This window comes from Nostoc sp. EspVER01 (assembly GCF_034530635.1).
GTDB lineage: Bacteria > Cyanobacteriota > Cyanobacteriia > Cyanobacteriales > Nostocaceae > Nostoc.
Genome location: NZ_JAVRCS010000026.1, coordinates 1 through 12,128, shown reverse-complemented (window position 1 = coordinate 12,128; position 12,128 = coordinate 1). Strand labels below are relative to the sequence as shown.

The following is a 12,128-nucleotide window of genomic DNA, read 5'->3' as shown; positions in this document are numbered from 1 at the left end:
GAACTCCGTTCATTGTCCTCGGAACTCCGTTCATCGACCTCAAAGACTCATGCTCAAAATTTAATGTATGCCAATTACTACTGATTCTCCCTCCCCCCGTATTCCATCTGGAACTCGTGACTCGCGCAAACATACCCCCAAAGCTGATATGCGGGGACTTTACCAAAGAGCAATTCGTGAGTCATTTATTAAGCTCGATCCGCGAATTACTGTCAGAAACCCAGTTATGTTTGTTGTTTGGGTAGGGACAATTATCACCTTGCTTGTTACTCTAAACCCAAATTTGTTTGGCACAATCCAGGCTGATGTCAATCAACAACGCCTTTTAAACGGGTTGATTACCTTTATTCTCTTTTTCACCCTCGTTTTTGCCAACTTTGCCGAAGCTGTAGCTGAAGGACGCGGGAAAGCACAAGCTGATTCACTGCGCTCGACGCGATCGGATACGATCGCTAATAAAATCCTCCCCGATGGTTCCATAGTCAAAGTCAATTCTACAGAACTGCGACGGGGCGATTTGGTAAAAGTGGTTGCAAATAATATGATTCCCGCCGATGGGGATGTAATTAAAGGTATTGGCTCAGTGGATGAGTCGGCAATCACTGGGGAATCTGCCCCGGTACTGAAGCAACCAGGTACAGATATTGCCAGTTCGGTGACAGGTGGTACACGCCTACTCTCCGATGAGTTGACAATTCGCATTAGTGCCGATCCTGGTCAAGGCTTTATCGATCGCATGATTTCCCTGGTAGAAGGGGCAGAACGCAGCAAGACTCCCAACGAGATTGCTTTGACGGTATTGTTGGCAGTGTTAACGCAGGTGTTCTTAATTGTGGTGGCAACTATGCCCCCATTTGTCGGCTACATTGCCAGCTTTATCAGCACGGCCTTTGGAGTTGAGGCAGGAAACAGTTTGCGGGCGGGTGCTAGCGTTGCTATTCTCATCTCACTACTAGTAGCATTAATTCCCACAACTATCGGTGGTTTGCTCAGTGCGATCGGTATTGCCGGGATGGATAGAGTTGCTCAGTTTAACGTGATTGCTACCTCTGGTCGAGCAGTAGAAGCTTGCGGTGACATCAACACCTTGGTATTAGATAAGACAGGCACGATTACCTTGGGGAACCGGATGGCTGATGAGTTTATTCCCCTGGATAACCACTCAATAATAGATGTGGCACGAGTTTCCTTAGCTGCTAGCTTGTTTGATGAAACGCCAGAGGGTAAATCGATTGTGATTTTAGCAGAAAAGTCTCAGGCTGGGGTAGACTTTAACATTGACAAAGCCGAAGGTGTAGAATTTTCCGCTAAAACCCGGATGAGTGGCACGAATCTACCCGATGGCAAGCAAATTCGCAAAGGTGCAGTAGATGCCATTAAGGGATTTGTCCGTTCTCGTGGCGGTAACGTTCCTGATGATATAGATGCAGCTTATGAGCGAGTTTCCCGGTTAGGCGGTACACCCTTGGCTGTTTGCCAAGATGACAAAATTTATGGTGTCATCTACCTCAAAGATATTGTCAAACCCGGTTTGCGAGAACGATTTGACCAACTCCGGCGCATGGGTGTTCGCACCATCATGCTCACAGGAGACAATCGAATTACTGCTTCGGTAATTGCCGAGGAAGCTGGGGTGGATGATTTCATTGCCGAAGCGACTCCAGAAGACAAAATTGAGGTGATTCGCTCGGAACAATCTCAAGGTAAACTGGTGGCAATGACCGGGGATGGTACGAACGATGCACCTGCTCTCGCTCAAGCAAATGTGGGTGTGGCAATGAATTCGGGGACGCAAGCTGCCAAAGAAGCTGCTAACATGGTGGACTTAGACTCAGATCCCACGAAGCTAATTGACTTAGTAACCATAGGTAAACAGTTGCTAATTACTCGTGGAGCCTTGACAACATTCTCCATCGCTAACGATATTGCCAAGTATTTTGCGATCATTCCGACAATCTTTGCCGCTGCTGGAATCGGCGCACTTAATATTATGGGATTAAAGAGTGCCCAATCTGCGATCGTCTCGGCGCTGATTTACAACGCCTTGATTATTCCGGCACTAATTCCGCTAGCACTCAAAGGAGTGAAGTTCTTACCTTTAACAGCAGATCAACTGCTACGTCGTAATATCTTCATCTTTGGTCTTGGCGGTATCGTTGCTCCCTTCATTGCCATCAAGCTGATAGATATTATCCTACCTTTGTCTTAATTTACTATGAAACTTATTCAGATCCGCCGCACTATTCTTGCATCTCAAGTATTAGAAGAAATAACTGAAATCTGGTGTCAATGGCGTAGGCAAAAGCTGCCACTGTATTTATTCTTGGCGATGTGTTTCAACCTAGTGGTTGCACCTATGGTTTATGCCGCTACTGGCGAACAACTTTCCCGCAGTCAATCTTGGGGATTGGGACTGTTAGGACTGGTGACACTGGGACTTTCCATCTATCTATTTTTTGTAATGTTTGTACCGGAGAAATTCTAATGAGTTTTGCACGCGAAGCCGGTAGAGCTGTTCGTTCTACCTTGGTACTCTGGGTTATTGGAGCAATTATTTATCCTTTTGCGATGATTGCTATTGGGCAGATTGTATTTCCGTTTCAAGCAAACGGTAGTCTTTTGAAAAATAGCACAGGTCAAGTTGTCGGTTCTGCTTTGATTGGTCAACCTTTTAGTAGCGATCGCTATTTTAACAGCCGTCCTAGTACCACGAGTTACAGCACAGCCGATCTGAAAAAAGATGATGCAGGAGTTTTGAAAACTGGAGTTTCCGGTGCTAGTAACTTGGCTCCCAGTAATCCCGCATTAATGGAACGCATTAAGGGTAAAGATGACCCAGACCCCAGCAAAAAAGTTGAAGGTGACTTCAATCGTTTGAAAACAGCAGGTGTGCAGCCGACTGGCGATTTAGTTTACACCTCTGGTTCCAGCCTTGACCCGCATATTACCCCGGAAGCTGCGATCGCGCAAATTGCACGAGTAGCCAAGGCGCGAGGAGTTCAATCGAACCAACTGGAAACTTTAATTTCTCAAAACACCGATGGACGCTTTCTTGGCATTTTTGGCGAACCTGGAGTTAATGTGTTGAAGCTGAATTTAGCTTTGGATAAAATTAAGGGATAAGGGCTTGGGAAATAGTGAATATGCCTCCTCTTCGGAATAGTTATCTATAGTAATATTGAATGATTACTTAGAATTTAACGTGAGTTCGACAAGTCTTATTTGACCTCTCCCCCAGCCCCTCTCCGACGCCCAGAGGGGAGCAAAAAGCTTAATTTTTCGTTTCTCCTCCCTTTCTGTTTCGGAGAGGGAGGCTGGGAGGGAGAGGTTCATCGAACTCACGTTAGAATTTAAAACCTTAGATTCTCGATTTATTAAAGTTTATTTGAATAATCCTGATGCAACTGTAACAAGAGTGATGCAGAGAACGTTTAAAAAAAGTTTGAAGCTTGGAAATTTCATTTGATAAACCTGAACAAATTTTATGAAACCCAAAGAAACAGTATTTGTTATTCCGACTCATCGACTTAGAGATACGGAACAGGTAGAAACTTGGTTCAATACTATCCAACAACAACTCGAAACTCTAGATCCTCTTTCTTCTGTTGTACCCCAAGAAAATTGTCAGCCTGTTAAGTTCCGTTTGAGTCGCACTTATCAAAATTACATTCAAGATATTCGCCAATGCTTGGACGAAATTCACTAAGAGGAAACCTATCAAGTTTGCCTGACTAATAAGCTTTACACCGATGCAACCCCCGATCCATTGACGTTCCATAGCACATTACGTAAAATCAATTCTGCTCCTTACTCTGCATTTTTGCGCTTTGGTGAAATTGCGATCGCTTGCTCATCTCCAGAAAGGTTTCTATGGATCGATCGCCACAATAAACGCAAACCAGGGTTAAAAACAAGAAGCTAAAGTCCGTAAGTAGCACAAAAACGACCGAAATTTCCTTATTATAAACTCAACCTTTGGCAAATAAGATATCTGCAAAACTTGACAATTCCCGATCTAGAAAAATTTTCTTAGATATATAGCTTAGGTAACAGCAATCTGATAAGATTCGCAACAAGTAGAATAATCACTTGTTCTCTTTTTCTTGAACCAACTGATTTTGGTTATTTTTTGGAAAAGGAAAATAAAAATGTCTCATCTATTGTGGAAAACTCTGGTACTAAGTCCAGTAGTTTTGGGAGTGACGGTGTTGGTTTCCGCTAAGGGTATGGCTGCTGAAGTAGCAAGCTCTTCTGAAGATACAAAGCCAAAAGCTGCTAATGCTTCAATATTCATTCAAACAGATCAACCAAAAGTTAATCAGCAATTGGTTGCTCAAAAGACTGATGAAAATAAGGTTTTAGAAGAGGTTAATCGCTACAGCAACGAAGGCAAGAACCAGAATTCACTGTCTCAAGTCACATCAGTTTCTCAATTTTCTGATGTACAGCCAACTGATTGGGCATTCCAAGCTTTGCAATCCCTGGTTGAGCGCTACGGTTGTATTGCTGGATACCCAAATTCTACTTACCGTGGCAATCGGGCACTGACTCGTTATGAGTTTGCCGCAGGTTTGAATGCTTGTTTAGATCGAGTTAATGAACTGATTGCAACAGCAACTGCTGACTTGGTGACAAAACAGGATTTGGCGACTCTCCAGCGTTTGCAAGAGGAATTCTCGGCAGAACTGGCAACTCTGCGTGGTCGAGTAGATTCTGTAGAAGCACGGACTGCTGAACTAGAAGCTAATCAGTTTTCCACTACCACAAAATTGGTGGGTGAAGCTATTTTTGTCGTTACTGATATTTTTGGCAATAATAGTGGTGATGCCAATAATACTGTCTTCCAAGATAGGGTACGTTTAGACTTGCAAACCAGTTTCACGGGTAAAGACGTTTTACACACCCGTCTTGCAGCCGGGAATGCACTAGCCTTTACTCAAGTAGGGAATGGTGGTGGTGCTATCGATACTGCTGAAGGCACACAAACATTTCAACTCGGCAGCACTAGTAACAACAGTGTGATTATCGACTGGCTAGCTTATTACGTACCCATAGGCCCAGCCCAAGCTTACTTTGCGGGCACCGGAGGTATTCATAGCGATTATGTTGCCACTAACAACCCTTACTTTGAGGACTTTGATGGCGGTAATGGTGCTTTGTCTACCTTTGCTTCTGAAAGTCCGATTTATCGCATTGGTGGTGGTGCAGGTGCGGCACTGACTTTACCCTTTGGTAAGGGTGGCAATTTTTTCAAACCAAGTTCACTGACTATAGGCTACTTGGCATCAAATGCTAGTAATCCTGGCACAAATCAAGGTTTGCTAGAGGGTAACTATGCAGCTCTTGGACAATTGAACTTTAGTGTTGGCGATCGCTTATCTATAGGTGCTACCTACGTTCACGGTTATCATGGTGCTGGAGGTGGTAATTTATTCGATCTAGGTGGTGGTTTGGGTAGTACTAACCGCGTTGTAGGTACTGGTCAAGCTAACACTCTAACTACCCTAAACGGATCTTCCAGTAATTCTTATGGGATATCGGCAGCCTTCAGACCCAGCGATAAACTGTCAGTCAGTGGCTTTGTTTCTTACCACGATGTCACAGGCTTTGGTGCTGGTGATGATTATGAAGCTTGGAGCTACGGTCTTGGGGTAGCCCTACCTGACTTTGGTAAAAAGGGTAACGTTTTAGGGATTTTTGCAGGTGCTGAACCTTATGCCTTTAACCGAGGCGGAGCTTTTGCTGGTACTGGGAATGATATACCTTATCACTTTGAAGGCTTTTACAAATATCGCGTGTCAGATAATATCTCAATCACCCCTGGCGTAATCTGGTTGACCTCTCCTGGTCAAAACAGCAATAACGATGATGCAATTATCGGTACGCTGAGAACAACTTTCACTTTCTAAAGGTTTACAGCAATTTGCTTTAGGGACGCATAACTATGCGTCCTTTTTGACTTTCGCCTTGTAGTACTAGATTGAGGGCGTTTATAATTCACGCCTGATGTGAATTATAAATTTCAGGGTTTACACAATTAGCCAAGCGATCGCCCCTCAATCCCGCGATTAAATTAGCGATCGCCATTGAAGCCATTTTTGAGCGCGTTTGACGGCTGGCACTGCCAATATGAGGTGCAATAATTAGATTTTCTAAGGTTAACAATAGGCTATTACTAGGAATCGGTTCTGGTTCGGTGACATCTACAGCCGCCGCCGCAATTTGACCACTTGCAAGGGCGCGATAGAGAGAATTTGGATCTACAATAGTTCCCCTCGCCGTGTTAATCAAAATAGCCGATCGCTTCATCAACTCAAATTGGCGATCGCTAATTAAATGATAAGTATCATCAGCCGATGGTGTGTGCAGTGTCACAAAATCTGACTCTTGCAGTAAGTGTTCTAACGTAGCAAAATCCACACCTAGAGATTGTTCTAACTCTGGGCTGCATCGTTGCCTACTCGTGTACAATATCTGCATTTCAAATCCTTTGGCACGGCGAGCAACTGCTTGTCCAATTCGCCCAAAACCAACAATCCCCAAGGTAGCACCCGTAACATTTGGCCCCAACAACAAATCTGGTTCCCAAGTCTGCCATAAACCTGCACGAGTAAATCGATCAGCCTCTACTACGCGCCGTGCAGCTGCCATTAGTAATGCCCAAGCAAAATCTGCGGTAGCATCGGTTAACACCCCAGGAGTATTACCGACGGGAATTTTTCGTGCCGTGGCTGCGGCAATGTCAATGTTATCGTAACCTACCGCCATTTGACTGATAACTTTGAGTTTTCCAGACTTGATGAGTTGGCGATCGATTTGGTCAGTCAGCAGACATAGCAATCCATCTATTTCCTTGACTTTTTCTAGTAAAATTTCGTATGGAGGGGGTTGGCGTTCTGGCCAAACTTCGACAATGGCAAGCGATCGCAGTTGCTCTAATTCGATGGGTAGGCGACGAGTGACGAAGACTTTATAAAGCATATGAAAATAATTTCTAGATAAAGGGACGCTTCTTGCTTCGGTTTCCCCTTAAAATATCATGGCGTAAATTCAAAACCTGATAAAGTTGGTTTTTATTCTGTAAAAATGAGCCGTGATGTTCCAATCAAGTAGTAGAGAGTCTAGAAAAAATCATCACAAGCCGTTGGAATTCAAAAGCTTGTCAAAATGTTCTGCCAGAAACTTACTTGGTGAAGTAGATATTCTGAGGATTGCTGCAAGCTTGAAACAGGATCAAAAGCAAAAAGGAAAACTAGGTCAATTTTTGACACCTGCTCCAGTCACAGAATTAATGGTTGGGATGTTTGACAAACTCGATCTTTCTCAAATATCTCTACTTGATGCTGGAGCAGGAGTTGGCTCATTACTTGCAGCTTTTGTGGCTAAACTTTGTCAGAGGCAAAAACGCCCAGCCAATTTAGATATTGTTGCCTATGAAATCGATCCTTTTTTGATTGGGTATTTACATCAAACATTGAAATTATGTGCTAGAGAATGTCAAATAGCTGGCATCTCTTTAAACTATGAAATCAGAGATATGGATTTTATTGAGGATGCAGTCAGAATTCTTCAGCCTAGTTTGTTCGATAATCCTGATAATTGCAGATTTACCCACGCTATTCTCAATCCCCCATATTTAAAAATTAACGCTCATTCCAAAGTTCGGGAACTGTTACGTTCTATAGGGTTAGAAGCTAACAATTTATATACAGGTTTTATCGCTGCTACAGTTCAGCTTCTTGAATCACAAGGAGAGCTTGTAGCTATTTCGCCGCGTAGTTTCTGTAATGGGCCATATTTTAGAGACTTCCGCAGAATGTTTTTGGAAATGATGGCTTTAGACCAGATACATCTTTTTGATTCTAGACAGGAAGCTTTTATTGATGATGAAGTTTTGCAGGAAACGATTGTCATCCATGCTATTAAACAAAAACTCAAATTTGACAATGTGATCATCAGTACAAGTTCAAATGCTGATGATGATTTTATGCTGTCCAATTCCTTAGCTTATACAGAGATAGTTCTTCCCGACGATTCGCAACAATTTATCCACATTATCCCCGATACACTAAGTCAGCAAGTCATTAAAAAAATGGCTAACTTTACCTGTACATTAAAAGACCTAGAATTAACTGTATCAACGGGACGGGTTGTAGATTTTCGTGCTAAAGAATATCTGTGTTTAATACTAAATAAAGACACTGTTCCTTTGATTTATCCATTGAATTTTTCAGAAGGATATGTTGAGTATCCCAAAGTGACTAAAAAACACCAAGCTCTGGTATATGCAGAACAAACTGTATCTCTTTTAGTACCAAATGAGCATTATGTTTTGACTAAACGATTCTCCTCCAAAGAGGAAAAAAAACGAGTTGTTGCCGTTGTATATGATGCCAACCAAATTAATTGTTCTTGGGTAGGTTTTGAAAATCACCTGAATTATTTTCACAAGGAAGGAAGAGGGCTTAATCTTACCCTAGCACGTGGTCTTGCTGCTTATCTTAACTCTAGCCTCGTTGACGCATTTTTTCGGTTGTTTAATGGACATACTCAGGTTAATGCAACCGATTTACGAAATTTAAAATATCCGACAATAACACAATTAATGATCTTAGGGCTATATATTACTGAGCATTTTCCATCACAGAAAGAAATTGATCAACTTGTGCAAGAAGAGTTATTGAGTATGAACAATCAGTCTGAAAACAACCCCTTAATAATTAAAACCCGTATTGATGAAGCACTACAAATTCTAATTGAACTTGGACTTCCACGGGCACAACTTAATGAGCGTTCAGCCTTAACTCTTTTAGCTTTACTTGATTTAAAGCCGACTGTGCCTTGGGAAAGCGCTGCATCTCCGCTAATGGGAATTACGCCAATGATGGAATTTATGGCACTGCACTATGGCAAAACATATAAACCTAATACACGGGAAACTGTTCGCCGCCAAACAGTCCATCAATTCTTAGATGCGGCTTTGATAATTGTAAATCCAGATGCACCTGAACGTCCCGTTAACAGTCCGAAAACAGTATATCAGATTGAAGAAAGTGCGCTTGAACTCTTACGTACTTATGGAACTACTGAATGGAAAAAGAGCGTTCATACTTACCTTGCTTCAGTTGAAACTTTGAAAAAACGATATGCTCAGGAGCGGGAACTATCACGTATTCCGATAGTGATTGAGGGAGAGGTGAAAACTCTATCGCCAGGTGGACAGAATATTCTGATTGAAAAGATCATTAAGGAGTTTGCAGAACGTTTTACACCTGGAGGAAAACTGATTTATGTCGGTGATACAGATGAAAAATTCGCGCATTTTAATGAAGTGGCATTGAGAGATTTAGGTGTTACTATCGATTCTCATGGAAAAATGCCTGATGTGATTATCCATTATCTAAAAAATGATTGGCTAGTTTTAATTGAAGCTGTAACTTCTCATGGGCCAATTAACCCTAAACGGAAGAAAGAACTTGAAGTTATCTTTGCTGAGATAAAAATTCCGATTGTAATGGTAACAACCTTTTTAAGTCGGAAAGCGATGGTGGAGTATTTGGCTGAAATTGCTTGGGAAACCGACGTTTGGGTTGCGGAAGATTTTACTCATCTCATTCACTTCAATGGAGAATATTTATTACAGGCTTACAAAGTAGATAGAGACTCTGAAACTAAATAAACTATTATTAAAAATAAGCGATCGCTAGCTTATAAATTCTCATAAATGCGATATCAGTGTCCGTCTACAATATAGATCCAATAGTTAAGGCAAAGCATAGTAAAGTAAAGTAAGAAATGTCAAGGTGCGTGTAGGTATGAGAACCTACGGACTATAAATTTAACAGCATATACAGCAGTAACCTCGATCGCTCCCAAAGCAAAATTGTCGCCATGACTAACTCAACTCCAATGGATGACGAGAAAAAGCTCCCCAAGAAGAAAGGCAAGTCGCTTCCTCCCAAGCTGATTATCTGGTTAGGAAAGTTTGTTTGGACGAGTATGTGGCAATTAATGATGTCAAATCTTGCTCCTCGCAATCAGTCGGGAGCATATATTCGTCCTAATAGCCAGTTTCGCAAGTTCATCGGTACAGAATCAGGGAATCCCCACCCACCAGCAACGGGGCGCTACAAACTCTATGTTGGGCTGGGCTGTCCTTGGGCGCATCGAACTTTGGTTGTGCGATCGCTCAAAAAACTCGAAGCGGTAATATCAGTATGTATCGTCTCTCCTTCTCCCATTGAAGGCGGTTGGATATTTAACCAAGAAGAAGAAGGCTGTCGCACACTGGCTGAATTTTATCAGAAGGCAGAACCAGGCTACAGTGGACGCTCTACAGTTCCAGTATTATGGGATAACGAAACAAAAACTATTGTTAATAATGAGAGTTCAGAGATTATTGTCATGCTGAACTCTGAGTTTAACGAGTTCGCCAACAATCCGACGCTAAATCTTTACCCAGAAGAACTTAAAGAGAAAATTGACTGGTGGAATGAAAAGATTTATCACGCGGTAAATAACGGTGTGTATCGCTGCGGCTTTGCCCAGACTCAAGAAGCATACAATCAAGCCTGTAATGAACTGTTCGCAACTCTCGATGAGATTGAGATTGCATTGCAGACTAATCGCTATCTCTGCGGTGAACACCTGACACTTGCAGATGTGCGTTTATTCACAACATTATTTCGCTTTGATAGTGCCTACTATGGGCTATTTAAATGCAACAAGCAGCGAATTCGAGACTATCAGAATCTCGGAGCTTATCTGCGCGATTTGTATCAGCTTCCAGGTGTGGCTGACACTTGTGACGTAGAAACTGTGAAGCGGGATTACTACGGAAACCTATTTCCACTCAACCCCGGCGGAATTATTCCCAATGGGCCAGATATGTCCTATCTTAATCAACCACACGATCGCGATCGCATTGGCAGAGTGAATGCTTCATGAACCAGATTAATCGAGTTGCAATTGTCGGTGGAACTCATGGCAATGAGTTTACAGGAGCCTACCTAATCCAGAAATTTGCCCAGTTTCCCGATTTAATTACTAGACCGAGTTTTGAGACAGTCACTCTGTTAGCAAATCCCAATGCTTTTGCCGCCGGGAGACGATATGTAGAGAAAGATTTAAATCGCTGTTTTCTCAAGCAAGATTTACAAAATCCGACTCTGAAAAGTTACGAAGAATTGCAAGCTAAATTAATCCAGAATACCCTAGCATCAAATGGGGATAAACAAGCTGATTTCATCTTAGACTTGCACAGCAGTACGGCTAATATGGGCTTGACAATTATTTTAGTAAACAGTCATCCCTTAAACTTGAAATTTGCTGCTTATCTGAGCCAACTTAATCCTTTAGTTAAGGTTTATCGCTGTTCTTTTAAATCAATTGCAGAAAACCCATTTGTAAATTCTCTGTGCGAATTAGGCTTTGCGTTTGAGGTTGGCCCAATTGCCCAAGGACTTTTAAAAGCAACGCTGTTCCAACAAACAGAGGAACTTGTTCGCGCCCTTCTGGACTACCTAGAACAGTTTAACCAAGGTAAAATTCCATCAAATAATGAAACGTTGATTCTCTATGACCACTTATCAGTTGTGGACTACCCAAAAAAATCGGATGGTACAATCTTTGGGATGATTCATCCAGATTTTCAGGATAAGGATTATCAAGCCTTGAACCCAGGAGATCCAATCTTTATAACTTTTGACGATAAAACAATTGTTTATGAAGGTGCATCTACTGTTTGGCCAATTTTTATTAATGAGGCAGCTTACTACGAAAAGGGAATTGCTATGTGTTTAACCCAAAGGCAGCAAATCAACATCTAGGATGTGGATCAAACACAAGTCTTTTAGAGTGGCTCCACAGATTTTTAATCTCTCCAACCCCTCTCGAAAAATAAAGCTGTTTTTTATTCCCTCAAAGGCTCAAAAAAGACTTGTGTTGCGGACGAAAGTACTTGTGTGTACACCATAGCCAAAGCATTGGGGAGGAGAGACAAAGCGTAGCTTTGGTGGGATGGGGTGATATCATGTCCGCCAAATTACCCATAATAAAATAACCCCACCCCCAACCCTTTCTGGGGCAGGTTTTTTTGATTAGACAAATTTTTGGGATTTTAAAACCAA

At 42.1% G+C, this 12,128-nt stretch carries 9 protein-coding genes and 1 pseudogene; 9 read left to right on the top strand and 1 reads right to left on the bottom strand.

Annotated features, from left to right (window positions below; translation table 11 throughout):
* Positions 1 to 67: 67 nt before the first annotated feature.
* From kdpB to RMX69_RS20490, 6 genes and pseudogenes are all read left to right on the top strand, one after another.
* Positions 68 to 2,209, top strand: coding sequence for a potassium-transporting ATPase subunit KdpB (gene kdpB, locus RMX69_RS20515; protein ID WP_322638551.1), 2,142 nt, complete (start codon positions 68 to 70; stop codon positions 2,207 to 2,209).
* A gap of 6 nt (positions 2,210 to 2,215) precedes the next feature.
* A complete protein-coding gene (locus tag RMX69_RS20510; RefSeq protein ID WP_289797337.1) occupies positions 2,216 to 2,485 on the top strand; it encodes a potassium-transporting ATPase subunit F in 270 nt (89 codons plus the stop codon).
* Entirely contained in the window at positions 2,485 to 3,123 is a 639-nt protein-coding gene (gene kdpC, locus RMX69_RS20505) for a K(+)-transporting ATPase subunit C (RefSeq protein ID WP_322638550.1), read from the top strand. The genes RMX69_RS20510 and kdpC overlap by 1 nt, the downstream gene beginning before the upstream one ends.
* Positions 3,124 to 3,484: 361 nt before the next feature.
* Positions 3,485 to 3,706, top strand: coding sequence for a hypothetical protein (locus RMX69_RS20500; protein WP_322638549.1), 222 nt, complete (start codon positions 3,485 to 3,487; stop codon positions 3,704 to 3,706).
* 15 nt (positions 3,707 to 3,721) lie between these two features.
* A pseudogene (locus RMX69_RS20495) lies at positions 3,722 to 3,922 on the top strand (chorismate-binding protein); the annotation flags it as partial.
* A gap of 226 nt (positions 3,923 to 4,148) precedes the next feature.
* Entirely contained in the window at positions 4,149 to 5,909 is a 1,761-nt protein-coding gene (locus tag RMX69_RS20490) for an iron uptake porin (RefSeq protein WP_322638547.1), read from the top strand.
* Positions 5,910 to 5,997: 88 nt separating this feature from the next.
* Here RMX69_RS20490 and RMX69_RS20485 read toward each other — a convergent pair whose 3' ends face one another.
* Positions 5,998 to 6,981 carry a D-glycerate dehydrogenase gene (locus tag RMX69_RS20485; RefSeq protein WP_322638546.1) on the bottom strand — a complete coding sequence of 328 codons (984 nt, stop codon included), beginning with the start codon at positions 6,979 to 6,981 and terminating at the stop codon, positions 5,998 to 6,000.
* 115 nt (positions 6,982 to 7,096) lie between these two features.
* Here RMX69_RS20485 and RMX69_RS20480 point away from each other — a divergent pair, with 115 nt between their 5' ends.
* The 3 genes from RMX69_RS20480 to RMX69_RS20470 all read left to right on the top strand — a co-directional run bounded on the left by RMX69_RS20480 (position 7,097) and on the right by RMX69_RS20470 (position 11,828).
* A complete protein-coding gene (locus RMX69_RS20480) occupies positions 7,097 to 9,679 on the top strand; it encodes a BsuBI/PstI family type II restriction endonuclease (protein WP_322638594.1) in 2,583 nt (860 codons plus the stop codon).
* 212 nt (positions 9,680 to 9,891) lie between these two features.
* Positions 9,892 to 10,947: a glutathione S-transferase family protein gene (locus tag RMX69_RS20475; RefSeq protein ID WP_322638545.1), complete on the top strand. Its 1,056-nt coding sequence runs from the start codon at positions 9,892 to 9,894 to the stop codon at positions 10,945 to 10,947.
* Positions 10,944 to 11,828 (top strand): aspartoacylase, encoded by an 885-nt coding sequence (locus tag RMX69_RS20470; protein ID WP_289797330.1) that lies wholly within the window; start codon positions 10,944 to 10,946, stop codon positions 11,826 to 11,828. The genes RMX69_RS20475 and RMX69_RS20470 overlap by 4 nt, the downstream gene beginning before the upstream one ends.
* The last annotated feature ends 300 nt before the right edge of the window (positions 11,829 to 12,128 follow it).

Coding starts and splice junctions, on each gene's coding strand:
- RMX69_RS20485 (WP_322638546.1), bottom strand. CDS start 6,981: ATGCTTTATAAAGTCTTCGTCACTCGTCGCCTACCCATCGAATTAGAG.
- RMX69_RS20500 (WP_322638549.1), top strand. CDS start 3,485: ATGAAACCCAAAGAAACAGTATTTGTTATTCCGACTCATCGACTTAGA.
- kdpC (WP_322638550.1), top strand. CDS start 2,485: ATGAGTTTTGCACGCGAAGCCGGTAGAGCTGTTCGTTCTACCTTGGTA.
- RMX69_RS20510 (WP_289797337.1), top strand. CDS start 2,216: ATGAAACTTATTCAGATCCGCCGCACTATTCTTGCATCTCAAGTATTA.
- RMX69_RS20475 (WP_322638545.1), top strand. CDS start 9,892: ATGACTAACTCAACTCCAATGGATGACGAGAAAAAGCTCCCCAAGAAG.
- kdpB (WP_322638551.1), top strand. CDS start 68: ATGCCAATTACTACTGATTCTCCCTCCCCCCGTATTCCATCTGGAACT.
- RMX69_RS20470 (WP_289797330.1), top strand. CDS start 10,944: ATGAACCAGATTAATCGAGTTGCAATTGTCGGTGGAACTCATGGCAAT.
- RMX69_RS20490 (WP_322638547.1), top strand. CDS start 4,149: ATGTCTCATCTATTGTGGAAAACTCTGGTACTAAGTCCAGTAGTTTTG.
- RMX69_RS20480 (WP_322638594.1), top strand. CDS start 7,097: ATGTTCCAATCAAGTAGTAGAGAGTCTAGAAAAAATCATCACAAGCCG.